The sequence below is a fragment of the Bacteroides sp. D55t1_190419_B8 genome (genome assembly GCF_015558905.1).
Taxonomy (GTDB): domain Bacteria; phylum Bacteroidota; class Bacteroidia; order Bacteroidales; family Bacteroidaceae; genus Bacteroides; species Bacteroides vicugnae.
The window spans coordinates 173,666-198,127 of the sequence record NZ_JADMOU010000009.1 but is presented as its reverse complement, the minus strand read 5'-3'; the positions used below and the strand labels follow the sequence as shown (position 1 = coordinate 198,127).

Below are 24,462 nucleotides of genomic sequence, written 5' to 3'. Positions count from 1 at the left end.
TCTTTGCCTTCGGCTTTTCACAGATACTGTGAGAAAGTGATTCTTTTAATCATATAAATAAAAAAGACTATGATCAGATTAAATGTTTTTGTTCGTGTAAACGAATCCAACCGCGAAGAAGCGATAAAAGCGGCAAAAGAACTGACTGCCTGTTCTTTAAAAGAAGAAGGATGCATTGCTTATGATACTTTCGAAAGCAGCACGCGTCCTGACGTTTTCATGATTTGCGAAACTTGGCAGAATGCCGAAGTATTGGCAGCACACGAAAAATCTCCTCATTTCGCTCAATATGTAGGTATCATTCAGAAATTGGCTGAAATGAAATTAGAGAGATTCGAATTCTAAATGAATTACGAAGGTGTGTCATAATGAATAATAAAACGCAGATTAACGCAAATTATCGCAGAAATAATTTTATAAGTCGTCGATTAATACATCAATACAATTGAAATAATCTGCGATAATCTGCGTTTTGACACACTCTCATTAAATCAATCCGGTATTCCTTATCTTTCCGAGTAAAATTAGTCGAGTTTCTTATGGATAAATGTTCCTTCAATCCAATAAGTTGCGTGATTCGATTCAAATTTCAACAAGACATAGCTGGGATCAGCGGGGCCACCGGGAAAATGATCGATAAACCAGTCCTGCCAAAGTTCCTGCTTCATCTTTTCGTCGGTTACAACTTCCACTTTCCCCGTTAACGCCACGCTGTCTCCTTTATCCTGAAAGCATAATCCTGCTTTCGGATTCGATAAGAAGTCTATTGTTTTTAGTGAATCTGCCCCGGTAGACATCCAGATAGTGGCAATTCCTTCTGCCAGGATTTTACTCATCGGTACAGGACGGGGATAACCTTCTTTATTCACAGAAGCAAGGGTAACTACTTCACATCTTTGCAACAATTCTGCTGCTTTCTCTTTCATTGTTTTTGTGGTCATAAACTGATTGGTTTTTATTAACCTTGCAAAGGTAACGGCATATCTTCACATTCTATTGTAAAAAAGCGACTTTTACCAATCTATCTCTGTGGCTCGATATAAGTAAGTGTGGTTTCTTGCGGAACTGTAAGGGAAAGAAAAGACGCAGGAGTATTGCCGGACATCGACTTAATCTCTTTTGAAAAATGCGCTAAATCATAATATCCTGCATCAACCGCCGTAGTCAACAGGTTGGCTGATGTCGTGGTTCTCAATAATTCCACAGCATTCTTAAATTTGACAATACGGCTGTATTCTTTAGGAGTAAATCCGGTATAATGCTTGAACTTCCTCTCAAAATGACGCTGACACAAACAGACGTCATCCATCAAGCTGCGAACTGAACGTTTTCCTCCGGAATGATTAATCATGTTCACTGCCATAGCGACGTGCGAATCAGCAGGCTGATAATGGCGCGCCAAATATGCCAGCAAATATTCCTCCACTACTCGTATTCGATCTGCCACATGCTTCTGCTCACCTAATTTTTCAATAAAAGTGTCATCAAAAACAGCCTTCATCTCATTAACACTGATTCTGCTATTCACAAACTCGTGCAAAGGCAGGTTTGTAAAGCAAGACAGACCACAAGGTAAAAAACGAACGCCAAACATATGAACGGATTCAGCATAAGTGACAAGTTCGGAGTACTTCGTCATGGGTCCTACGAAATAGGAACGATAAGGTTGCATAATCAGACTTCCTTCTTCAACAGCATTAGCCACCTCTCCCAGCGTAAATATAAAATCGGTACAACCATCCGGCAGAATATGGATGCGCATACCATATTCCGGATTGCCCTTAAATTCCCAATAGTTATCAATGTAGGGAACAAGTAAATGAGAAGGCTGATATTCTGTATACATGGATATATTTTACAGACAAATATAAAGAGAATAAATTCTAATTCATACATTTGTATTCCAAAACAATAAAATAAAATGAGGAATTTTGCAGCTATAGACTTTGAAACAGCCAACGGCAAACGTACCAGTGTATGCAGTGTGGGAGTTGTCATTGTAAGGGAAGGGAAAATAACAAATAAAATCTATCGCCTGATCCGTCCCCGCCCTAATTATTATACTCAATGGACAACAGCTGTCCATGGCTTAACTTATGACGACACGATGGAAGCTGATGAATTTCCGGAAGTATGGGCGGAAATCAAACCGTTGATAGACGGTCTGCCACTTGTAGCGCACAACAGTCCTTTTGACGAAGGTTGCCTTCGGGCAGTTCACGAACTGTGGGAGATGACTTACCCTAATTACAAGTTTCACTGCACATGCCGCGCTTCGAGAAAGGTATTCGGAAAAGAATTACCCAATCATCAATTACATACGGTAGCTGCCCGGTGCGGATATGACTTAACGAACCATCATCACGCATTAGCAGACGCCGAAGCTTGTGCACAAATAGCTTTACTTATTATTCCCGAACCCCAAAAAGCAAAAAAAGCGAAGAAAACCGACAAAGATACACATGTGAGAGATTTATTTGCTTCACTCATTCCTCAACCGATGAAAAAAAACAAATAAAAAACACTACAACTACTATTTCAATCAATAATAGCCGTAGTGTTTTATGATAAAATACTAATTATATATTTCTACTTATAGAATAGATTTTGCAATACCCATTTCCAATCCACGAAGTTCTGCCAATCCGCGAAGACGGCCCAGACAAGAATATCCCGGATTGGTTTTCTTCTTCAAGTCATCAATCATCTGATGACCGTGGTCAGGACGCATAGCGATAGAGCATTTGCGACGTTGTTGCAAAAGAATAAGAGCTTTCATTACACTGTACATATCTACATTCCCTTCCAGATGATTGGCTTCGTAAAAGTTTCCTTCTTCGTCACGCTGCGTACTACGCAAATGTACGAAGTTGACACGGTCGCCGAAACGTTCCATCATACCGGCAAGGTCATTGTCAGCACGTACACCGAAAGAGCCTGTACACAAGCAAAGGCCGTTAGATTCATTAGGTACGGCTTCAATCAATTTTCTGAAATCTTCTTCCGTACTCAAAATGCGTGGCAAGCCCAAGATAGTATAAGGAGGATCGTCCGGATGAATCACTAGTTTTACTCCTACTTCATCGGCAACAGGAGCTATTTCTTTCAAGAAGAAAATCAAGTTGGAACGAAGCTTCTCGGCATCGATATCATTATAACGGTCCAATGCCTCCTGGAATTGTTCTACAGTAAAGCTTTCTTCCGATCCCGGAAGTCCGGCAATCATGTTACGAACCAACAATTTCTTGTCGTCTTCGCTCATTTGCTCGAAACGGGCTTTCGCTTTGGCAATTTCTTCCGGAGTGTAATCTTTTTCAGCATTCGGACGTTTCAAGATGAAAAGGTCGAAAGCTACAAAAGCTGCCTTTTCAAAACGGAGTGCTTTAGAGCCATCCGGCATTGTATAGGCAAGGTCTGTACGGGTCCAGTCCAATACAGGCATGAAGTTATAAGTAACTACCATTACGCCACACTTCGCCAGATTACGGATGCTTTCCTTATAGTTTTCAATATATTTCATGAAGTCACCCGTCTGTGTCTTGATATGTTCGTGTACAGGTACACTTTCTACCACAGACCATGTCAGACCCACTTCCTCAATCATTTGCTTACGCTTCATGATCTCTTCTACTGTCCACACTTCACCATTTGGAATGTGATGAAGAGCATTTACTATACCTGTAGCGCCTGCCTGCTTAATATCCCACAAGCTAACCGGGTCGTTAGGACCATACCAGCGCCAAGTTTGTTCACATAAATACATATTATTAAATTAAAAATTAAAAGTTAAAAATTAAAAGCTGAAAGCCAAGAGTTGATAGCCAGTATGCAGACACTGCACAGCTAATTTTCAATTTATTAAATTGAGAATGCATCAAATCCACCGTCGATAACAGCTACTGTACCTGTTACGAAGTTAGAAGCATCGCTAATCAGATAATGGATTGTTCCATAAAGGTCTTCCGGTTCACCGAAACGGTTGAATGGAGTATGAGCGAGAATGGTCTTTGAACGGTCAGTCAGAGAACCATCCGGATTAGTCAATAGCGTACGGTTCTGATCGGTCAGGAAGAATCCCGGAGCGATGGCATTTACACGCAGACCGTTACCGAATTTCAAAGCCAGTTCACCGGCCATATATTTAGTAAAGTTGGCAATGGCTGCTTTTGCCGCACCATAACCTACCACACGGGTCAATGGACGAAGAGCCGATTCTGAACAGAAGTTTACAATAGAACCTTTCTTCTGTTCCACCATAATTTCTGCAAATACCATTGTAGGCAATACTGTACCGAAAAGGTTCAGATCCACCACTTTCTTGAATGCATCAATCTGCAAATCGAAGAAAGTCTTATCCGGAGCGATAGTTGCACCTGCCATGTTACCTCCGGCAGCGTTCAATAATACATCAATACGGCCATAAGCCTTCATGATTTCTATCTTGTTACCTTCCAGCACTTCCTTATCCATCACATCCGTGTAAAGGAACATGGCTTCATTTCCTTCGGCTTTGATACTGTCTACCAATGCTTTTCCTGCCTCTTCACTCCTGTCGAGCACAACCACTTTTGCACCTTCCTTTGCGAGATACGCAGCAATACCCTTACCTAAAATACCAGCTCCACCGGTGATAACAACTACTTTGCCTTTTACGTTAAATAATTCATTCATGGTTCTTACAAATTTATATGTTTATAATTTATTGTTCAGATAATATTTCAGATTCTCTTTGAGAAGAATATCGATAGGCATCAAATTCACCTTTTCACTGTTCTGTTTGAATAACAGATGATTGCACAATGATTTAACACCCTCATATCCCTGACGCTCCGGACGCTGTGCAATCAATGCGGTTATCACACCTTCGGAAAGTAACTGTGTATTTCTCCCGATAAGGTCATAACCAACCAGTTTGACAGACTGCATTCCTCTCGCTTTCAGATAATTCCCTAAGATATAGCAAGTTGAATTAAAAATAACAGCCCCATTTATGTTTGGATTAGCTTCAAAGATTTCATCCAGCTTCATGAAGTTATACACTGAATCATTTATTTTCAGTTCCACTTCGTGCAGATTTCCATTGAATCCTGTTTGCGTGAGATAATGGCAAAAACCTTCCCGCCTGTTCTTTCCCTGATTTGAGTCATTCTTCCCACTATGAATAATTCGCGCCATCAATATATCGGAAGACGAAGAAAGCCGGTCCATCAATAATCTGGCAGCAATCACTCCGGCATCATAAGACTCCGTTCCGAAATAAGCCAGTTGATGTTGCCCTCCAATGTTGGAGTCAACATATACATAAGGTATTTCATTCCTGTCAAGTTCCTGCGAAAGCCGGATAACAGAATCCGTAAACAGAGTCGCAATCAGTACCCCATCCACTTTCTCATGCAGCAGATTGCGGATGATATCATCAAAAGTCTTGTTATTATATTGATCGAAAAAGAGTTTGGTAATGGTGATGTTATACGATTCCATTTCCGACGCCGCTTTATCTATACCTTCGGAAATAGCTTCCCAATACTCTCCCTGAACAAAAGAAGGAGTAACTGCAAGGAGATGATATTGCTTTTTGGAGGCTGCCAATGAACGTGCCATTAGATTGGGCTGGTAATGTACCATTTCCAGAATCGCCTGTACCTTTTTCCTATTTTCTTCAGATACCCTTCCACGATTATGGATGACACGATCTACCGTGCCAACAGAGACACCTGCCATCTTGGCAATGTCTACAATCCGAATATTTGAAAACTCTTTATCCATCTATTGATAAGTATCTTGTTTTTCATCGGCAAAAGTAAAATGAATTATTGAATTAAGCAATAGTGTGTGCGCACACACATAATACACAACAAAGAATATATTATTAATAATCAACAATTTAACTACAACATTCAGGAAGTATACATGTTGTTAAACATAAGAAAAAGTAAAGATAGTATAGAGAAAAAAGCACTTATCAGATGAGAAATCAGAAAAAAAGTAGCTTTTTATTCTTGAAGGAAGTGAAAATAATGGGGAATATACACCAATATGTGTTCGAGCACACATTATTCAGATAATGACTGATGAGGCTAGAAATAAAAGATTATACATATATAAAACAAAACAGGTAACCGATTCTATTTAAAACGATTACCCGTTTTGGAGGGCTTATTTCCCCCACTTATCTTTTGCTTTTCCGGCCACTTTATCGGCTTCTTCCGCTACTTTATCAGCAATTTCCGCACCGGTTTCTACTGCTTTAAGTCCAAGATCCACTGCTTTTCTTTCAGCATGAGCAGCAGCTATTTCAGCATCACGACCTATGCGATGGATAGCATTATAAATTTCACTTTCTAATTGTTTTGCTTTTGCTGTACGTGAAAGACGATAAGCTACTGCGCCGAGGATTGACCCAATTCCAAGTCCAATCCAGAAATTCCCATGTCTACATTCCATAATTAAGTTCTGTTTTTAGGATTAAAAATAAATTATATATCTATTTAGATTTCGAGAATAAGGAAGCAATCCACAATACAAGGATAGCTCCTACGGTGGAAGTTATCAAACTTCCGATCAGTCCTGAAGCTGCCAGTCCGAAAAGGGCAAATACCCAACCGCCCAGTACACCTCCAAGAATACCAAGTAATAAGTTTATAACAAGACCAAAACCTCCGCCGCGCATTATTTTACCTGCGAGGAATCCAGCCACAATACCAATAATGATATACCAAATAAAGCTCATATAATCCTCCTTTTTTATTTAACAACAGTGGGTATGAAGAATAGTTCAATAACACAAAACCGAATTAACGACTATTTACAATCCTTAGTCTTAGAGAAACGGGAAGTTTACGTACCTTTGCAGCCAATTTTTCAGGACCACTTCAAAAGTAAATAGGTATTATGGTACAGAATCAGGAACAACCCGTAGGAAAAATTACATTTTCCATTTTAATCGCATTGAGTCTTTCGCATTGCCTCAACGATCTCTTACAGTCGGTGCTATCAGCATCTTATCCTTTATTCAAAGATGATTTAGGACTTAGTTTCGCGCAAATCGGACTTATCACACTAGTTTATCAACTTTCCGCTTCAGTTTTTCAACCGATTACCGGAATTTTCTTTGATAAGCATCCCGTCGCATGGTCATTGCCTATCGGAATGAGCTTTACACTGATTGGTTTGATAAACTTAGCATTCTCTGATAATCTATACTGGATATTAGCCTCCGTATTCTTAATCGGAATTGGCTCTTCCGTACTGCATCCGGAAGCCTCCCGTATCACGTTCCTTGCTTCCGGCGGAAAACGTGGACTGGCACAATCACTCTTTCAGGTAGGTGGTAACTTCGGAGGTTCATTAGGTCCTTTGTTGGTTGCCCTGTTGGTGGCTCCTTATGGCAGGCAACATCTCATCGTTTTTGCATTTGTGGCCTTAGCTGCTATCGGAGTGATGTACCCCATTTGCAAATGGTATAAATCATATCTAAACCGGATGAAAGCACAGACTGTCAGTATCAGAAAACCTGTTCATCTTCCTTTGCCTATGGATAAAACGGCCCTTTCAATCGCGATATTGCTGATCCTGATTTTCTCCAAATATATCTATATGGCGAGTCTCACGAGTTATTATACTTTCTACTTGATTCATAAATTCAATGTAAGCGTACAAGATTCGCAGCTATATTTATTTATCTTCCTGGTAGCTACTGCTATCGGAACATTAATTGGCGGACCGGTAGGTGACCGAATTGGACGTAAATACGTGATTTGGGCTTCTATTTTAGGAGCTGCCCCATTCAGTTTACTAATGCCACATGCCAATCTGCTGTGGACTATTATCCTTAGCTTCTGTGTGGGATTGATGCTTTCTTCCGCTTTTCCTGCCATATTGCTTTATGCACAGGAGTTGCTTCCTACCAAACTTGGATTGATATCCGGTTTGTTCTTTGGATTTGCTTTCGGAGTGGCCGGTGTAGCATCTGCCGTACTTGGCAATTTAGCGGATAAAACGAGCATTGAATATGTATATAACATCTGTGCTTATATGCCGCTACTGGGATTAGTCACGTTCTTTTTGCCTAATTTGAAGAAGAAAAAGATTGGATAGAAATCTATATAAATAAAATCGCCCTGCTATAATGATTATAGTGGGGCGATTTATATTATTTATAATCTGAACTCGTCTTCACATTTTTAGCTTCAATATCTACTTGATTGCCCTTCATAGATACGTTTCACAGAAGTGACATTGGGATATGTTTTATTATATATTTTCGTTACATCTTCTACTAACCAACAATACAGTGGGCCAAGAGCGCGAGTAGCATCATCTTCTGATGGAGTTTTTTCCGGAGAGGTGAAATAAAGCACATGGTCTATATCATTATAATTCACATAAATAAAAGAAGTAAATGTCTTTTCATCCGTTTGCCTTATCTCTCTGGTAAAAGAAGCAGTAATAATGTTAGATATATCATCCTTTGAAGGAATTACAGTAAGCGTACCACTATCTTTTGTATCATAAATAAATTTAATTCCGCCAGTTACATGCATATCCGAGCTTGCAATAACTTGATTTTCTAAATCTACTTTCTCATCACCCTCAAGTCCTTCGACTTTTACACTTACTTTCTTTGTAGTAAACGATTTCGTACCTTTGATTATCTTTACATCAATTTTAGCAGTCAGTCCATTCGCATCTTTCACTACAAGAAATGTTGTTCCCAATTGAACGGGAGCTATCATCACATAACCATATTCTTCCTGAATCTTAGCTTTTGCTATCTCTTCATCACCAGTTTCTACAGTATAAGGAGCTACCCCACCTGTCATTCCTACAGCAGCACCATCAGTTATCTCCATTACTATATCACTAATAGGTTGATCTGGGAAATAAATATCATCTATTTCATAAAGAAAGAAACGTTCATCATCGTTATCACAGGATACTAATCCTAAGCCAATGAACAACAATAAAAATAAAAGTCTAGTTTTCATACTTTAATTTGTTAATTTGTGAGTGTGAGTAATAATTATCCTACAAAAATACTAATATTCACCATACGGTATTCCAATAAGTCACTATATTATTTATTCTAATTATTAACGAAGTCTTCCTTTAGCCTCATGTTCTAAAGTTTTGGGATTACGACGAGTATCCCAAAGGGCGATAATAAAAACACGATCACTCATAACTGCATACACAAGTTTGCATAGTCTATCAACAGGAATAGAGCGTAATTCCATCTCTTCAAAATCCTCCAGCAAAGGCTCTACTTTTCCAAGAAATGGAAACTCACATAAATTCCGAATAACATGTACAACTTGTTGTCTGAAAAGGCGAGCCTCTTTCATCGAAAACTGGGTTTCAATATAACAAAGGATGACCTCTAAGTCATCCAATGCCTCGTAATCCCATACTATTTCCATCGTTCCGTACGCTTCAACATCTCATCCTGCGAAGCATATTCTCCTTGTTTATAGCGTACTAAAGCACTTTCTGCACGTTTCTTTATACATTCTATTTCATCTTTGCAGGGAGATTCCGCTTCCTGCTCTTTACGCGCAACACGCGATTTGCGACGCAAAGCTTTTAAGGCTTTTAAAGCTTCAGCCGTTAGATCATCATCAGCAATAATAGCAGCCACCTCTTTAAGAAGTGAAGCCCTAAGTTCCATTGTAGACATATTAATTATCTCCTTTCTTTATTATACAAAGTTACAATAAAACAGTTACATAACCTACGAAACTCTATTCTATTAACATACTTAACAGAAGAAAGAAAACGACCGGTATGCATCGTCACGACGTATACCGGTCTACAAGTTAAGGTCAAAGTCAAAAAATTAAGAGAGCTATTTTATATATTAGGGTTAGCGTTTATTTCTTTCTGGGGGATAGCATACAAATAATAGGTGCTATTTACTGTAAACGGTTTACCGTTCGGGAAGTTAAGGAACCAATGTCCCAAAGGATTTCGTTTTTCAAAGCTACCACCCTCCTGCCAGCAATCGACTTCTGTCTTCTGCATTTCATCAGATAAAGCAGTACGTACTACGGAACCCTGTGTACGAAGTACATCTGTAATACCGAATCCCTCTCCCCAAAGTTCGCGGCGGCGTTCCATCAGAATCTCATTAAGAACATCTTCCTGTGATTTCCCTGTCACGTCATAATCTCCCACTCCACGGGCATTGCGCAACGTATTCAACGGAATGACAGCCTGATTCAAAGCCACTCCATCACGAACTTTCGCCTCCGCTTCTATCAAATACATTTCAGAAGCACGCATCAAGACCAGATCAGCTGTGTCGTCTGCACGCATGTGGAATTTCTTATATCCCAGATACCCTTCACGCATCCACTGAAACAAAGGCAGACGAATGTCACCTTCGGTAAAGGTATCTTTTAGATGAGGATCGGCCATAAAACTACTATAAGCTCCGACGTATGTTGCATCCAGATAATAAAAGTTGTAGCTGGCATCCGACTGGGAAGGTATTTGAGGGAATCCCCATATCCATTCTTTATTGGAAATATTATTAAAGCCTTCATACTCGGCCGTAGTTGTCATCAACGCATATCCTGTACGTGCAGCTTCAGCTGCTTTCGCTGCTTCTTCCCACTGCCCTGTCAACAGATAAGCACGAGCCAAGAGGCCATCCACTACGGCAACATTCGGTTTGAATTTCTGATTATCACCACTCCGGACATAGTTCTTCAAATAATCCTGTGCCAGATTCAGATCATCAAAAATACGCTGATAGACCTGTGCCACCGTTGATTTTCCTTTCGGAACTGTCGAACTATTACTCGGTTCGGTATATATAGGAACGCACGGAGCATCTTTATCTTTCAAGTAAGTAAATTGATAATGCTGTACCAAGTGTAAATAACAGAAAGCACGTAATGCCAATGCCTGTCCCTGCGCTTGCCGTAGTTCCTCCGAATCTCCCTGGATGGAAATGGCAGTATTACAGTTATCGATCGTTTTATATATCAGATACCAAGCAAACTCTGTTCTATTGTTTGAAGGCAACGCTATATCGTTAAACTGATACGAAGAGTTGAAACCGTATTTCGGACGGGAAACAACATCACTTGCCATCATGTCGTCCAGACACTGAAGTGCCCGATAACCGATATTGGCATAGGTACTTGAATAATCAAACAGATTATACCAGGCACCATTCACAAGTGCCTCCACATTTTCGGGCACAGGTACTTTTTCTGAACTTACCGCATCCGTTGGGTCCGTATCCAAAAAACTGCTGCTACAACTCGTTGCCAGGAAAAGTCCGGCAACTGCGGCAAGAATGGATTTAATTTTTATTTTTCTCATAATTTAGTCTGAATTTAGAAAGAAACGTTGATACCTCCGGAGATCGTTCGCATAGCCGGATAGCGGTAATAAGTGATACCGGTAATTCCCTGTTCAGGGTCTAGTCCCTGATTCCGGTGAATGGTAAACAGATTATCTCCTTGTACATATACCTGCACACTGCTCAATGCCAACTTACTAATCCATTGTTTGGGTAAGTTATAGGAAAGAGTCAGGTTTTTCAATCGCATATACGAATTATTCTGCAAGAAACGGGTAGAAGCCGAGTTCCAGTTATTAGTGGTAGTACTCAAAGCAGGAACATCTGTATTACGATTGTCGGGAGTCCATCTTTTTAGAATCTCCGTCGACCAGTCGCGTCCTTCCAGACTTCCGTTGTGCAAAATCATTGTAATATCACGATTGTAGATATATCCACCGATACTATAAGCAAAGATGGCAGAAAGATCAAATCCTTTCCAGGAAAGAGAGGTATTGAATCCACCATACACCTTCGGAAGAGACGATTTATTGACGTAATAATAGTCAGCCGAACCGTAATCGTTTGTTGTGACACGTTTTCCGGTCGGATTGTGATTTTCATCTTCTTCATCCATATACCACAACGGATCTCCGTTCTCCGGATCTACTCCCGCCCACTCTATCATATAGAAATCATAAACAGAACGGCCTACCTGCAACTTGTTCACTCCACTTTGCGGCATATCTTTCAAAGGAAGATCCGTCACCTTATTCTTATAATGTGTCAGATTCATCCCCAGTTTCCATACCCAACCATTCTGATTGATAATCGTTCCGTTCAACACCATTTCTATACCTGTATTCTTCAAGGCTCCTACATTCTCGTCAATAGAACCATATCCCAGGGAAGGAGCTATCGGACGTGAGTAAAGCAAATCTTTCGAACGACGGGTAAAGAAGTCAAACGAACCGGAAAAACGGTTATTGAACAGGGAGAAGTCGATACCTACATTAAAGTTGAGGTTCGTTTCCCATTTCAGGTTCGGGGTCGCCATACGATCGGACACTAACGCATTTTCTCCCAGATTGGAAACAATGGTATAAAGTCCTTTACTCGCATAATACGTACCCAGGTTATCGTTTCCTTGTGCACCATAGCTCATTTTCAAAGTTAAGGCAGACAACCAGTCGGAAGTGCTTGCCATAAACTCTTCCCGGTCGATGCGCCAGGAAGTACCCAGCGACCAGAAATTTCCCCAGCGGGTTTCGGGCGCAAAACGTGAAGAACCGTCGCGACGATAAGATGCCGAGAAGAAATATTTATTCTGATAATCATATAACGCTTGAGTCAGATAACCCACCAATGCATAGTCGATACGATATCCCGAACCTCCGGTCAGCTGTGAGCCGACTACCAATTCCGGCATATCAGGCTGTGCCATCTTAGAACGTGATGCTGTCAGTTCATCGTAACGGTAAGAATAGGCTTCCACACCGGCAAGGACATTAAAATGATGTTCACCGATTGTCTTGTCATACGTAGCGATATTATTCCACGTCCAGGAGAAAGTACGGGTATTCATCCGGCTGACGCCGCCTCCGTTCTCTTTAGCCGGACCTAACTTCGGGTTCGTATAATCCAACGTATTATAATTGATCAAGTCGAAGTTGAAACTTGTCTTGAATTTCAGTCCTTCAATAATCGTAGCTTCCAGAAAAGTACGGCCGGAGACTTCATCTTTCATTCGTTCCGATTTATCCAAAGGCAAAGTAGCCGGAAGGTTCCAGTTTGCCATCGAACCGGAAGGACGATAGGAACCGAAGTCATAAATACGGTCTCCACTCTCATCCAATTTGTAGCTACCATCCGTATTCATTTCATAAATGGGATAAAATCCCGGCATGGTACGTCCTGCGGTAATCACATTACTGGTTTTGGAGTCGGACGAAACCGGATAATTCTGCATGGAATGTGCGAAACTCAAGTTGACACCTCCCTTCAACCAGGAAGTCATCTCGCTGGTGATATTGGAACGAAGATTAAAACGCTGGTAACCGGATTCGAGTGCAATACCTTTATCATTCAGGTATCCGGCAGAAAAGAAATACTGATTCGCTTTTCCACCTCCGGAAACACTTAGATTTAACTCTGTGCGAAGTGCCTGTTGCTCCATGGCGTCACTCCAGTCAGAATTCCATAACGGACGGGCGCCTGCCACCAGCTTTCCATCTGTACCGACCGGTTGCGCATATTGAGGGCCATAGGGGTTCGGACCACCTCCCATCAATTTCGTTACCAAGTCTTTGGATGCTTGCGTCGCGGCAGTTGCCGGAGTATAATCCGCACTCTTAGCGTACTGATTGCGAAGTGCTTCCCAATATAATTCGAAGTATTGGTCGGTACTGACACGATCATAATCGCGTACGGCACGGTTGGAACCTCCTAACGAAGCTTTTACCTTTACTGTTGCTTTGGTATTCTGATCTCCCTGTTTGGTGGTGATAATAATCACACCGTTTGCACCACGGGAACCATACAAAGCAGCAGAGGCCGCATCTTTCAATACTGTCATCGAAGATATGTCATCCGGATTGATAGAGTTCACACTACCATCGAACGGGACACCGTCCACTACATAAAGCGGAGCGCTGGAAGCGTTGATAGATCCGATACCACGAATACGGATTTCCGCATCCGTACCCGGCTGGCCGCTTGCCGCACTCGCCTGTACTCCGGATACCGTACCCTCCAATACACGTGATATGCTGGAAGTCTGTAACTTTTCAATCTCACCTGCTTTCATCGTCGAAGCTGCTCCGGTAAAACTATACTTTTTAGCGGTAGCATAAGCTACTACCATTACTTCTTCCAGTTCCTTACTTTCCGATTCCAACGTAACATTAATCACACTCCGGTTATTCACCGGTTGTTCCACCGTTCTCATTCCTACAAAACGGAACACTAAAGTGCCGGTAGCAGGAGTCTCAATCGAATACTTTCCATCCATATCGGTAATGGTGCCGGAAGATGCTCCTTTCAATTGTACGGAGACACCAGGCAAAGGTTCTCCTTCAGAAGTCACCGTGCCTGTCACGCGTTTCTCCTGCTGTGCTTCCGCATATACTATATTTCCTGCAAAAAGCAGAAGAGACACGACTAATAAACGTAAATAGATTCTCATAATTTTGTGGCTTAAGATTTATTTGCTTGTTGTAACTAACAGTACATTGAACTTTTTTGTTTAGGAAACGAAACATTTTTTAGAGGATTGCTAGTATAAATCAACGAAAGGTAGTACATTCGTGAAACAAAAAATATCTATACCAACAAAGAACCACATGGGGAAACGGGTTATTCTATATCTTTTTCTGTTATTTTCACTGTCCTTACAGGCACAGACTGAAGAGAAAGTCTCTTTGGGCAACGATAGTACAGAAGTAGATTCCACAGCAACCGCCAAGCCAAGTGCTTTTAAAAGAGCGATCAAGAAGTTTATGAACTTCAGTGATTTCGATACGCTCTATATCAGTCCTAACCGTTATAACTATGCGCTGATGGTTACTCATTTCAGTAACTTTGAGTATTATTCTATCACCAGTGAATTGCCGCAGCCACAGAAACTTAGTTTTTCTCCCAACCCGCACAACAAGATAGGATTGTATTTCGGCTGGCGATGGATTTTCCTGGGATGGTCTGTAGATGTGAACGATATTTTCAAAAAAGGCACCCGAAAGAACAGGGGAACAGAGTTCGATCTTAGCTTATACAGTTCCAAATTAGGCGTGGATATCTTCTATCGCCGCACCGGTAATAATTACAAGATACACAAAATCAGAGGATTTTCAGACGATATACCCTCCAACTATTCCGAAGATTTCAGCGGAATAAAGGTAGATATCAAAGGACTGAACCTATATTATATCTTCAATAACCGTAAATTCTCCTACCCTGCCGCATTCAGTCAGTCCACCAATCAACGACGCAATGCAGGTACATTTATTGCAGGTTTTTCCATTTCAAAGCATCATCTCGACTTCGATTATACAGCACTTCCGGGATTTATCCAGGAGGCGATGAATCCTGCCATGAAAGTCAAAGATATTAAATACACCAATGCCAACATCAGTTTCGGCTATGCCTACAATTGGGTCTTTGCCCGCAACTGCCTGGCGTGTCTGTCTCTCACTCCTGCCATTGCCTACAAAGCTTCCGATGTGGACGCAGAAACGAATGAGGCAAAAGCGTGGTACGGTAAATTCAATCTGGATTTTCTGCTTCGCGCAGGGATTGTCTACAACACCGGGAAATATTACATAGGTACTTCCTTTGTTGGAAAAAACTACAATTATCATCGTAACAATTTCTCTGTAGACAATGGATTCGGTACTCTCCAAATATATGCCGGATTCAACTTCAACACCCGCAAAGAATACAGGAAAAAGAAATAATACCACAGAAACTAGAAATCATCAACTTGTTTGCTAATCCAAAGAATCTTTGTACATTTGCCACGTTCTAACGAGCAAAAGTAAAAAATCAATGAAGCAACAACGCCACATACAGACCACACGCACTCTTCTTTCCCGCTTTCGCTACTGGGGAAGAAAGAACTATGCTGCCTTTGCAAGTATGGGACGCGAATTCCAGATCGGTCATCTGCATACCAATGTAGTGGACGTTGCTCTTCGTAAGCAGAATGCTGCACAAACTATCCCTTATCATACATTTATGACACTTCAAGAAATCAAAGACCAAGTGTTGGCGGGTATCGACATATCACCCGACCAAGCTGCTTGGCTAGCCAATATGGCTAACAGCGAGGCGCTTTATGCCGCCGCACATGAGATTACCGTCGCACGTGCTTCGCACGAGTTCGACATGTGTTCCATCATCAACGCCAAGTCCGGCCGATGTCCGGAAAACTGTAAATGGTGTGCACAATCCTCCCACTACCAAACCAAAGCCGAGATTTACGATCTCCTTCCCGCTGAAGAATGTCTTCGACAGGCCCAATACAATGAAGCCCAGGACGTCAACCGATTCTCCCTCGTTACCAGCGGACGAAAACCATCTCCCAAACAGATTACCCAACTTTGCGATACAGTCCACTATATGCGTCGACATTCGTCGATTCAACTTTGTGCTTCTCTAGGACTGCTCAATGAAGAGGAATTGCGTTCCCTGCATGAAGCCGGGATCACCCGTTATCACTGTAATCTGGAAACTGCCCCGTCTCATTTTTCCAAACTCTGCTCTACGCATACGCAAGAACAGAAACTGGCTACCCTCGATGCAGCCCGTCGTGTAGGCATGGATATCTGTTGCGGAGGTATCATCGGCATGGGAGAAACGATGGAACAACGGATTGAATTCGCTTTCACACTGGCAGAACTGAATGTTCAATCCATACCTATCAACCTGCTTAGCCCGATTCCGGGCACTCCACTGGAAAACGAGCAGCCTTTAAGCGAAGAAGAAATACTTAAAACCATCGCACTCTTTCGTTTCATCAATCCGACCGCTTTTCTGCGTTTTGCCGGAGGACGTTCACAACTTTCTTCCGAAGCGATGCACAAGGCATTATATATCGGAATTAACTCGGCTATCGTAGGCGACCTATTGACAACACTCGGCTCCAAAGTATCAGAAGATAAAAAGATGATTCAGGAAGAAGGCTATCATTTCGCCGGTTCCCAATTTGATCGCGAACATATCTGGCATCCGTACACATCGACTACCGATCCGCTTCCTGTCTACAAAGTGAAACGGGCAGACGGTGTTACCATTACCCTCGAAGACGGACGAACGCTCATTGACGGAATGTCTTCCTGGTGGTGTGCAGTGCATGGATATAATCATCCGGTATTGAATCAGGCGGCAAAAGAACAATTAGATCAAATGTCCCATGTCATGTTCGGGGGATTGACGCACGATCCGGCTATTGAACTAGGGAAACTGTTATTGCCTTTGGTTCCTTCCTCCATGCAGAAAATATTTTATGCAGACTCCGGTTCGGTAGCCGTAGAAGTGGCACTGAAAATGGCTGTACAATATTGGTATGCAGCAGGAAAACCGGAAAAGAACAATTTCGTGACCATCCGTTCCGGCTATCACGGTGATACGTGGAATGCCATGTCTGTATGTGATCCGGTGACGGGTATGCACAGTCTTTTCGGTTCAGCATTACCTGTACGTTATTTTGTTCCGTCCCCCACTTCCCGGTTTGACGGAGAATGGAATCCGGAAGATATACTACCTCTACAAGAGATGATTGAAAAACATTCAAAAGAGTTGGCGGCACTTATCCTGGAACCCGTGGTACAGGGAGCAGGCGGGATGTGGTTTTATCATCCGCAGTACCTGCGTGAAGCTGAAAAGCTTTGCCGGAAACACGATATTCTTCTTATCTTCGATGAAATAGCAACGGGATTCGGACGTACCGGCAAACTTTTTGCGTGGGAACACGCCGGAGTAGAACCGGATATCATGTGCATCGGCAAAGCACTGACCGGAGGATATATGACACTTTCTGCTGTATTGACCAGTAACCGGATAGCAGATACCATCTCCAACCACGCGCCGGGAGCTTTTATGCACGGACCTACATTTATGGGGAATCCACTCGCGTGTGCAGTGGCTTGCGCCTCCGTCCGCCTATTACTCGAATCCGGTTGGCAAGAGAATGTGAAGCGAATCGAAACCCAACTGAAAGAAGAACTGGCACCTGCACGGGAATTTCCGGAAGTGGCTGATGTACGAATACTCGGAGCTATCGGAGTCATTGAGATGAAGCGTCCAGTAAATATGGGCTATATGCAACGACAATTTGTGGAAGAAAAAATCTGGGTACGTCCCTTTGGCAAACTGGTATATCTGATGCCACCTTTCATCATCACTTCGGAACAATTAAGTAAACTGACTTCCGGGTTACTTAAAGTTATCCAAAAAAGATGACAGACAAGAAGAATATTACCGGATTTTCACCCAAGAATCTGTTCCTCGGTGAGCAAAAGGGTGTTCCTCGGTGAGGAACGGGCCTTTCCTCACCGAGGAAGGATGCCTTGGTCGGTGAGAAACTTTCAGAATAGTTCTTCTGATGATAAACATCTTATAGGCAACTAATTACACTTTCAATCATTCATATATCGAATACTGATTACTTAAAATAATAATTCATGACATTAGAGTATATAAACCAGGAACTACAGACCTTGAAAGAGAAAAAGAACTACCGTTCTCTCCCACCGCTAATCCACGAAGGTCGAGATGTTCTGCTGAACGGACAACGAATGTTGAACCTATCTTCTAATGATTATCTCGGACTGGCCAATGACATCTCATTGAGGGAGGAATTCTTAAAGACACTCACTCCCGAAACATTCCTGCCTACCTCCTCTTCTTCCCGGTTATTGACCGGTAATTTTAGTGACTATCAGAAGCTGGAACAACAGCTAGCCACCATGTTCGGAACGGAAAGTGCACTCATATTCAACAGTGGTTATCATGCCAATACAGGAATACTTCCTGCCATTTGCAATACTCATACACTGATTCTTGCTGACAAGCTGGTACATGCAAGCCTGATAGACGGAATTAAATTATCATCAGCTAAATGTATCCGGTATCGTCACAATGATATTTCCCAGTTGCAACGACTGATTGCTGAAAATCATAACGCTTATGAGCAGATTATTATTGTTACCGAAAGTATCTTCAGCATGGATGGCGATGAAGCTGATCTTCGCGCTCTCATTCTGCTCAAAAAGAGTTATTCCAATGTTCTTCTTTATGTAGATGAGGCTCATGCTTTTGGTGTACGAGGGGAAAAGGGATTAGGATGTGCTGAAGAACAGGACTGTATCAACGATATAGACTTTTTGGTAGGAACATTTGGAAAAGCCATTGCTTCGGCAGGAGCTTATATCGTCTGCCGGGAACTCATTCGGGAATATCTTATCAATAAAATGCGTACGTTTATATTCACCACTGCACTTCCTCCTATTAATATTCAATGGACTTCATGGGTGTTAGAACACCTTTCAGCTTTACAACATAAGAGGGCTCACCTGCTACAAATCAGCGAAAAGCTAAAGGTAACCCTTACAGCCAAAGGATATAATTGCCCATCGGTGAGCCATATTGTACCTATGATTATAGGAGCCAGTGAAGATACCATAATGAAAGCAGAAGAACTCCAACGCAAAGGATTCTATGCATTGCCCGTCCGCCCGCCTACCGTACCCGACGGAACCTCACGGATCCGCTTCTCACTGACAGCGGACATCACAGAACATGAAATTGACCAACTCATCAAACTGATAAACGAATGAAACAGCATTTTATCATAAAGAATAATCAGAAGCATCTATTGCTTTTCTTCGCCGGTTGGGGGATGGACGAAACTCCTTTCCTGACCATTCATCCTGTTGACAAGGACTGGATGATTTGCTATGACTACCGTTCATTAACATTTGATGTCGGTTTATTGGAAACCTATTCCCAGATTACACTCATCGCCTGGTCGATGGGAGTCTGGGCAGCTTCTCAACTCATAAAGCAGTATCCACATTTGCCTGTTTCCCAAAGTATCGCCATCAACGGTACCCTCTATCCCATACACGAAACCAAAGGTATTGCTCCCTCTATTTTCGATGGTACACTCCAAGGATTGAACGAACAAACCTTGCAGAAATTTCAAAGAAGGATGTGTGGTTCAATAGCTGACTATAAAGCTTTTCAAACCATATCCCCCCAACGTCCGGTTGAAGAACTTAAAGAAGAACTTGCCGCCATACAACAACAATATTTATCATTGCCTCCCTCTGATTTTAAATGGCAAAAAGCTATCATAGGAAAAGGCGACCGCATTTTCCTCCCGGATAACCAATATTTGGCATGGGAAAACCAAGTGGACTCTCTTAAACAAGTGGAAGCGGCACATTACCAACAGGAGCTTTTTAATACAATACTCATGTAGCCGGATACTGATGTGTTCATTATTGGTTCATATAATAATTTAGGCACGGATGACACGGATTAACACGGATTTTAGTGTTGTCGTTGCTGCAAAGCAACCGTGAAATCCGTGTAATCCGTGCCTAAAAGATGCTAGCAATTAATTAGTGACGTACAATTACCATCAGGAAATCAGCCTATTAAATAAATATTGATTATGAATAAACAACTAATCGCAGAACGTTTTTCAAAAGCTATCACTACCTATCCGAGGGAAGCAAACGTGCAACGGCAAATAGCAGATAAAATGATCCATCTGCTTACAGAACATATATCTTCTCCCTGCTCGAAGGTAATTGAATTTGGCTGCGGAACCGGTATTTACTCCCGTATGCTGCTCCAAACCCTCCGTCCGGAAGAGTTATTACTCAATGACCTTTGCCCCGATATGAAATATTGCTGCGAAGACTTATTAAAGAAAAAGCAAGTTTCTTTTCTTCCGGGAGATGCCGAGACAGTCTCTTTCCCCGCCGAAAGCACACTGATAACTTCCTGTTCGGCCCTGCAATGGTTCGAGTCACCGGAAAACTTCTTCGAAAGGTGTAATACCTTGCTCAATAATCAGGGTTATTTCGCTTTTAGCACTTTCGGAAAAGAAAACATGAAAGAAATACGCGAACTTACCGGCAACGGACTTCCTTATCGTTCACGGGAAGAGCTTGAAGCAGCTTTATCACCCCATTTTGACATACTGTATTCAGAAGAAGAGCTTATCCCGCTTTCGTTCAAAGACCCGATAAAAGTACTATATCACTTGAAGCAAACCGGAGTCAATGGTTTATCAACGCAATCCTCTACTGCCGGAAGACAAGAGAACGATTTGTGTTCATCAGACGACAATTCAAAAAATAATTCTAAGAACAATCTTCCCCAACAGCAGTGGACTCGTCGTGACTTGCAACTCTTCTGTGAACGTTACACGCAGGAATTTACTCAGGGCACTTCTGTGTCCTTAACATATCACCCTATTTATATCATCGCAAAAAAGAAAAAAGTATGAAACAGAATGTATATTTCGTAAGCGGTATCGATACAGATGCCGGAAAGAGTTATGCCACCGGCTTTCTAGCTCGTGAATGGAACAAGAACGGCCATCGCACCATCACCCAGAAATTTATTCAAACGGGAAATGTAGGTCATTCCGAAGATATTGACCTACACCGGCAAATCATGGGAATCCCTTTCACCAAAGAAGACCAAGAGGGACTAACCATGCCGGAGATTTTCTCTTATCCCGCCTCTCCGCATCTTGCTTCCCAACTGGATAACCGTCCCATCGACTTTGATAAAATAAAACGTGCAACTGAAGAATTGAGTGAACGGTATGACTCTGTTTTACTCGAAGGAGCAGGCGGCCTCATGGTTCCTCTCACTACCGAACTTTTGACCATTGATTACATCGCTCAAGAGAAATATCCGCTAATCTTTGTCACTTCGGGCAAACTAGGAAGCATCAATCACACCCTGCTTAGTCTCGAAGCAATACAAAAACGCGGCATTGTACTAGATACCGTATTATATAATTTATACCCTACCGTAGAAGACAAAACGATTCAGAATGATACAATGGAATTTATCCGAACCTGGCTGAAAAAGTATTTTCCGGAAACGAAATTTATACTGGTTCCGGAAATAAAAAAGAATCTATAGAAAAGCAATCACCAACTACTTTCACTCAACAACAATCGTACTCTTTTGTGGATTATGGCTATCATAAGTAACTTTCACCGGATACATATAGCCATAATCCTTTATTTTTTAAACAGTAGTCGAATATTTATCCAAAGCCTTTCTCAATGATCTTTCCGAAATTGGTTTAGTCACATAATCGTTACACCCCATCTCTAAGGCCTGTTCCTTATCAGTCCCGAAAGCATAAGCCGTCAAGGCAATGATAGGAATCTCTTTAGAATAAGAGCGGATAATGTGGGTTGCTTCCAGTCCATCCATACGCGGCATTTTCACATCCATCAGGATTAAGTCCGGTTGGTACTGCTTATACATTTCGACAGCTTCCACTCCGTCTTTAGCCCAAAGCAATGTATATTCCCTGCCAATCAGATTCTTCAATAGGATGAAATTACTCTCCACATCTTCTGCCACCAGAATCTTCTTAATCTGTTGTACACGATTGACAGTATTCCCTTTAGATTCCACCTTTGTCTCTTTGAAGAAATTACCGAGTTCTCCGGTTTCTTCATAAGGAATTGTGAAGTAGAAGGTAGAGCCTTTACCCAATTCGGAAGTCACCCCGATTTCTCCACCGATCTTTTCGATAATCATCTGACAGATAGAAAGTCCTAATCCCGTCCCTTGTGCAAAAGAGTTCAGTTTGACAAAACGCTCGAAGATATGATCCACCTTTTCCGGCTCTATCCCTATTCCTGTATCTTTCACGTACACACGGATATCTTTATCCATTCGCTCAAAACCAAAACGGATCTCTCCTTCATAGGTAAACTTACTTGCATTAGTCAGGAAATTCGTTATCACTTGCATAATGCGGTTCTGGTCTCCCTCAATGAGCAAATCCTCCTCTTCATTGTCCAAAACGAGAGTTACCCCTTCTTTCACACGTTCTTTATGAACTGTATAAATTGTCCGGCAGACCTCTCCCAGATTCATTGGACGCTTGATATATTCGAGTGTTCCAGCCTCTATCTTCGATAAATCCAGAATATCATTAATCAATTGCAACAAAATATCCGAGTTCTGATTGATAATACCCGAATAAAGCTTTTTCTCTTCAGCAGTTTCGGCAGAAGGCAATAATTGGGAGAATCCTACAATAGCATTCAGCGGAGTCCGGATCTCATGGCTCATGTTAGCGAGGAAAGCACTTTTCAATCTGTCGGATTGCTCCGCTTTAATCCTTGCCTTGATCAGTTCCTGCTCAATATTCTGAAGATTAGTAATATCCCACGAAATGCCAATCAGCAACGGTTTACGTCCCTCCATCGGTACAAGCGCTTTCAAAGTCTGCACAATACGCGCTTCTCCATTAGCCGACAGATAAGTTTCCTGCATATCAATACGCTTATGAGTTTGGAGTAATTCCAAATCATCCTTACGGAATTTCTCCGCGTCTCCGTGCACCGGAAATATCTCATAATCCGTATGCCCGATAGCTTTAGACGCCGGAATGCCTGAATGATCGGCAAATGCCTTATTCCAATATAAATATCTAAGATCATCTTCCGGGTCCTTCACAAACAGATAGACCGGAATATTATTCAAAATACCATCCAACAACAGATTCAGTTCGCGGAGTTCATCCCGTTTCTTGATAACATCAGTGATATCCTGCGTAAAGAACCATGTGAGTTCCTGATTATTCTCACGAATCAGGAAAGTTGATACCTGATGTACTCTCTCCTTAGTTTCTCCCTGACGTACATAAGCAGCACGATAAGCAAAGCTACCATCATTATCACGAATATCCTGCAGCTTTTGTTCCCATGCTTCCTTTGTTGTCATAGAGACACGCAAATCATATATTTTTTGTGTACCCAACTCCTGCGTTACACCGTATTCTTCTATAAATTGCTTATTCGCATAAACCAGCGTTCCATCTTCCGCCACAGCAAGAATACTGTCACTCACCTTATCAAGCACACTTTTAAAAACTTCCAGTTGCCTTTGGGTAGCTACCCGTTCCGTTATATCACGACACATAATCAGCACGTATTCCTCATCCAGCGGAAAAATACGGTTCTCGTAATAATGGCGTTCACCATTAAAATCCAGTTCGTGATGTGCAGTTGAAACAGTTCCGGTAGTAACAGCCTGCTGCATATTGGAGTGAACATTCTGATACGCTTTCGGTGGAACCATATCCTGCATGCGCATCCCTTTAAAATCCTTGTTTGATATTCCTACATGGTTGGTTTCTTCATTAGAAACAACTTCAATGCCTACCTCACTCTGATTGAAGACAGTCAGCATATCGGGAAGAGAATCTAGTATCCTAACAGCGTATTTCTCTTTAAAACTAACAGGATGATTGCTACGCTTCTCATCCCTAAGAACAGAAAGCTCTTTTCTAAGCTGCTCATTTTCTTTTTTAAGTGCTTCTAACTGTTCTACTAATGCTTCTTTGCTTTGTTCGATGCTCATGATGTAACGGGGTAAATACGTACTTATCTGCCAAAAGT

General features: G+C 41.8%; 22 protein-coding genes. 9 read left to right on the top strand and 13 right to left on the bottom strand.

What is annotated here, in order from left to right:
* Positions 1–69: 69 nt before the first annotated feature.
* Positions 70–345 carry a putative quinol monooxygenase gene (locus I2I13_RS10830; RefSeq protein ID WP_148364907.1) on the top strand — a complete coding sequence of 92 codons (276 nt, stop codon included), beginning with the start codon at positions 70–72 and terminating at the stop codon, positions 343–345.
* A gap of 179 nt (positions 346–524) precedes the next feature.
* Here I2I13_RS10830 and I2I13_RS10825 read toward each other — a convergent pair whose 3' ends face one another.
* On the bottom strand, positions 525–941 hold the full coding sequence (locus tag I2I13_RS10825; RefSeq protein ID WP_195649478.1) for a pyridoxamine 5'-phosphate oxidase family protein: 417 nt from the start codon (positions 939–941) through the stop codon (positions 525–527).
* A gap of 80 nt (positions 942–1,021) precedes the next feature.
* Positions 1,022–1,846 carry a helix-turn-helix domain-containing protein gene (locus tag I2I13_RS10820; protein ID WP_148364905.1) on the bottom strand — a complete coding sequence of 275 codons (825 nt, stop codon included), beginning with the start codon at positions 1,844–1,846 and terminating at the stop codon, positions 1,022–1,024.
* Between the two features lie 75 nt (positions 1,847–1,921).
* Here I2I13_RS10820 and I2I13_RS10815 point away from each other — a divergent pair, with 75 nt between their 5' ends.
* Positions 1,922–2,518 carry a 3'-5' exonuclease gene (locus I2I13_RS10815; protein WP_148364904.1) on the top strand — a complete coding sequence of 199 codons (597 nt, stop codon included), beginning with the start codon at positions 1,922–1,924 and terminating at the stop codon, positions 2,516–2,518.
* 75 nt (positions 2,519–2,593) lie between these two features.
* On the opposite strand, the gene uxuA is transcribed toward I2I13_RS10815, so the two are convergent.
* The 5 genes from uxuA to I2I13_RS10790 all read right to left on the bottom strand — a co-directional run bounded on the left by uxuA (position 2,594) and on the right by I2I13_RS10790 (position 6,730).
* Positions 2,594–3,763, bottom strand: coding sequence for a mannonate dehydratase (gene uxuA, locus I2I13_RS10810; RefSeq protein WP_148364903.1), 1,170 nt, complete (start codon positions 3,761–3,763; stop codon positions 2,594–2,596).
* A 95-nt stretch (positions 3,764–3,858) separates the two neighbouring features.
* Positions 3,859–4,671 (bottom strand): SDR family oxidoreductase, encoded by an 813-nt coding sequence (locus tag I2I13_RS10805; protein ID WP_195649477.1) that lies wholly within the window; start codon positions 4,669–4,671, stop codon positions 3,859–3,861.
* Positions 4,672–4,692: 21 nt separating this feature from the next.
* Positions 4,693–5,766 carry a substrate-binding domain-containing protein gene (locus tag I2I13_RS10800; RefSeq protein ID WP_148364901.1) on the bottom strand — a complete coding sequence of 358 codons (1,074 nt, stop codon included), beginning with the start codon at positions 5,764–5,766 and terminating at the stop codon, positions 4,693–4,695.
* 390 nt (positions 5,767–6,156) lie between these two features.
* Entirely contained in the window at positions 6,157–6,444 is a 288-nt protein-coding gene (locus tag I2I13_RS10795) for a YtxH domain-containing protein (protein WP_148364900.1), read from the bottom strand.
* 40 nt (positions 6,445–6,484) lie between these two features.
* Positions 6,485–6,730, bottom strand: coding sequence for a GlsB/YeaQ/YmgE family stress response membrane protein (locus I2I13_RS10790; protein ID WP_005678015.1), 246 nt, complete (start codon positions 6,728–6,730; stop codon positions 6,485–6,487).
* 161 nt (positions 6,731–6,891) lie between these two features.
* On the opposite strand from I2I13_RS10790, the gene I2I13_RS10785 reads away from it, so the two are divergent.
* Positions 6,892–8,097, top strand: a complete 1,206-nt coding sequence (locus tag I2I13_RS10785) for an MFS transporter (RefSeq protein ID WP_148364899.1) — start codon at positions 6,892–6,894, stop codon at positions 8,095–8,097.
* Positions 8,098–8,189: 92 nt separating this feature from the next.
* On the opposite strand, the gene I2I13_RS10780 is transcribed toward I2I13_RS10785, so the two are convergent.
* The 5 genes from I2I13_RS10780 to I2I13_RS10760 form a co-directional block, all read right to left on the bottom strand.
* Positions 8,190–8,987 carry a hypothetical protein gene (locus I2I13_RS10780; RefSeq protein ID WP_148364898.1) on the bottom strand — a complete coding sequence of 266 codons (798 nt, stop codon included), beginning with the start codon at positions 8,985–8,987 and terminating at the stop codon, positions 8,190–8,192.
* Between the two features lie 105 nt (positions 8,988–9,092).
* A complete protein-coding gene (locus I2I13_RS10775; protein ID WP_148364897.1) occupies positions 9,093–9,419 on the bottom strand; it encodes a type II toxin-antitoxin system RelE/ParE family toxin in 327 nt (108 codons plus the stop codon).
* Entirely contained in the window at positions 9,410–9,667 is a 258-nt protein-coding gene (locus tag I2I13_RS10770) for a hypothetical protein (protein ID WP_122135901.1), read from the bottom strand. Before I2I13_RS10770 ends, I2I13_RS10775 begins: the two co-directional genes overlap by 10 nt.
* Before the next feature lie 182 nt (positions 9,668–9,849).
* Entirely contained in the window at positions 9,850–11,331 is a 1,482-nt protein-coding gene (locus tag I2I13_RS10765; protein WP_148364896.1) for a RagB/SusD family nutrient uptake outer membrane protein, read from the bottom strand.
* Between the two features lie 14 nt (positions 11,332–11,345).
* A complete protein-coding gene (locus I2I13_RS10760) occupies positions 11,346–14,474 on the bottom strand; it encodes a TonB-dependent receptor (protein ID WP_148364895.1) in 3,129 nt (1,042 codons plus the stop codon).
* Positions 14,475–14,631: 157 nt separating this feature from the next.
* On the opposite strand from I2I13_RS10760, the gene I2I13_RS10755 reads away from it, so the two are divergent.
* The 6 genes from I2I13_RS10755 to bioD all read left to right on the top strand — a co-directional run bounded on the left by I2I13_RS10755 (position 14,632) and on the right by bioD (position 21,958).
* Positions 14,632–15,741 (top strand): DUF4421 domain-containing protein, encoded by a 1,110-nt coding sequence (locus I2I13_RS10755; protein ID WP_148365016.1) that lies wholly within the window; start codon positions 14,632–14,634, stop codon positions 15,739–15,741.
* Between the two features lie 91 nt (positions 15,742–15,832).
* Positions 15,833–18,247: an adenosylmethionine--8-amino-7-oxononanoate transaminase gene (bioA, locus tag I2I13_RS10750; protein ID WP_195649476.1), complete on the top strand. Its 2,415-nt coding sequence runs from the start codon at positions 15,833–15,835 to the stop codon at positions 18,245–18,247.
* 221 nt (positions 18,248–18,468) lie between these two features.
* Positions 18,469–19,623 (top strand): 8-amino-7-oxononanoate synthase, encoded by a 1,155-nt coding sequence (locus I2I13_RS10745; RefSeq protein ID WP_195649475.1) that lies wholly within the window; start codon positions 18,469–18,471, stop codon positions 19,621–19,623.
* A complete protein-coding gene (locus I2I13_RS10740; protein WP_195649474.1) occupies positions 19,620–20,270 on the top strand; it encodes a DUF452 family protein in 651 nt (216 codons plus the stop codon). The genes I2I13_RS10745 and I2I13_RS10740 overlap by 4 nt, the downstream gene beginning before the upstream one ends.
* A 195-nt stretch (positions 20,271–20,465) precedes the next feature.
* Entirely contained in the window at positions 20,466–21,308 is an 843-nt protein-coding gene (gene bioC / locus I2I13_RS10735; protein WP_195649473.1) for a malonyl-ACP O-methyltransferase BioC, read from the top strand.
* Positions 21,305–21,958 carry a dethiobiotin synthase gene (bioD, locus tag I2I13_RS10730; RefSeq protein ID WP_195649472.1) on the top strand — a complete coding sequence of 218 codons (654 nt, stop codon included), beginning with the start codon at positions 21,305–21,307 and terminating at the stop codon, positions 21,956–21,958. Before bioC ends, bioD begins: the two co-directional genes overlap by 4 nt.
* 108 nt (positions 21,959–22,066) lie before the next feature.
* Here bioD and I2I13_RS10725 read toward each other — a convergent pair whose 3' ends face one another.
* A complete protein-coding gene (locus I2I13_RS10725) occupies positions 22,067–24,424 on the bottom strand; it encodes a PAS domain-containing protein (RefSeq protein ID WP_195649471.1) in 2,358 nt (785 codons plus the stop codon).
* Positions 24,425–24,462: the final 38 nt, after the last annotated feature.

What these genes read in the sequence shown, in the direction of transcription:
- I2I13_RS10830 (WP_148364907.1), top strand. Translation starts at nt 70, where the DNA reads ATGATCAGATTAAATGTTTTTGTTCGTGTAAACGAATCCAACCGCGAA.
- I2I13_RS10825 (WP_195649478.1), bottom strand. Translation starts at nt 941, where the DNA reads ATGACCACAAAAACAATGAAAGAGAAAGCAGCAGAATTGTTGCAAAGA.
- I2I13_RS10820 (WP_148364905.1), bottom strand. Translation starts at nt 1,846, where the DNA reads ATGTATACAGAATATCAGCCTTCTCATTTACTTGTTCCCTACATTGAT.
- I2I13_RS10815 (WP_148364904.1), top strand. Translation starts at nt 1,922, where the DNA reads ATGAGGAATTTTGCAGCTATAGACTTTGAAACAGCCAACGGCAAACGT.
- uxuA (WP_148364903.1), bottom strand. Translation starts at nt 3,763, where the DNA reads ATGTATTTATGTGAACAAACTTGGCGCTGGTATGGTCCTAACGACCCG.
- I2I13_RS10805 (WP_195649477.1), bottom strand. Translation starts at nt 4,671, where the DNA reads ATGAATGAATTATTTAACGTAAAAGGCAAAGTAGTTGTTATCACCGGT.
- I2I13_RS10800 (WP_148364901.1), bottom strand. Translation starts at nt 5,766, where the DNA reads ATGGATAAAGAGTTTTCAAATATTCGGATTGTAGACATTGCCAAGATG.
- I2I13_RS10795 (WP_148364900.1), bottom strand. Translation starts at nt 6,444, where the DNA reads ATGGAATGTAGACATGGGAATTTCTGGATTGGACTTGGAATTGGGTCA.
- I2I13_RS10790 (WP_005678015.1), bottom strand. Translation starts at nt 6,730, where the DNA reads ATGAGCTTTATTTGGTATATCATTATTGGTATTGTGGCTGGATTCCTC.
- I2I13_RS10785 (WP_148364899.1), top strand. Translation starts at nt 6,892, where the DNA reads ATGGTACAGAATCAGGAACAACCCGTAGGAAAAATTACATTTTCCATT.
- I2I13_RS10780 (WP_148364898.1), bottom strand. Translation starts at nt 8,987, where the DNA reads ATGAAAACTAGACTTTTATTTTTATTGTTGTTCATTGGCTTAGGATTA.
- I2I13_RS10775 (WP_148364897.1), bottom strand. Translation starts at nt 9,419, where the DNA reads ATGGAAATAGTATGGGATTACGAGGCATTGGATGACTTAGAGGTCATC.
- I2I13_RS10770 (WP_122135901.1), bottom strand. Translation starts at nt 9,667, where the DNA reads ATGGAACTTAGGGCTTCACTTCTTAAAGAGGTGGCTGCTATTATTGCT.
- I2I13_RS10765 (WP_148364896.1), bottom strand. Translation starts at nt 11,331, where the DNA reads ATGAGAAAAATAAAAATTAAATCCATTCTTGCCGCAGTTGCCGGACTT.
- I2I13_RS10760 (WP_148364895.1), bottom strand. Translation starts at nt 14,474, where the DNA reads ATGAGAATCTATTTACGTTTATTAGTCGTGTCTCTTCTGCTTTTTGCA.
- I2I13_RS10755 (WP_148365016.1), top strand. Translation starts at nt 14,632, where the DNA reads ATGGGGAAACGGGTTATTCTATATCTTTTTCTGTTATTTTCACTGTCC.
- bioA (WP_195649476.1), top strand. Translation starts at nt 15,833, where the DNA reads ATGAAGCAACAACGCCACATACAGACCACACGCACTCTTCTTTCCCGC.
- I2I13_RS10745 (WP_195649475.1), top strand. Translation starts at nt 18,469, where the DNA reads ATGACATTAGAGTATATAAACCAGGAACTACAGACCTTGAAAGAGAAA.
- I2I13_RS10740 (WP_195649474.1), top strand. Translation starts at nt 19,620, where the DNA reads ATGAAACAGCATTTTATCATAAAGAATAATCAGAAGCATCTATTGCTT.
- bioC (WP_195649473.1), top strand. Translation starts at nt 20,466, where the DNA reads ATGAATAAACAACTAATCGCAGAACGTTTTTCAAAAGCTATCACTACC.
- bioD (WP_195649472.1), top strand. Translation starts at nt 21,305, where the DNA reads ATGAAACAGAATGTATATTTCGTAAGCGGTATCGATACAGATGCCGGA.
- I2I13_RS10725 (WP_195649471.1), bottom strand. Translation starts at nt 24,424, where the DNA reads ATGAGCATCGAACAAAGCAAAGAAGCATTAGTAGAACAGTTAGAAGCA.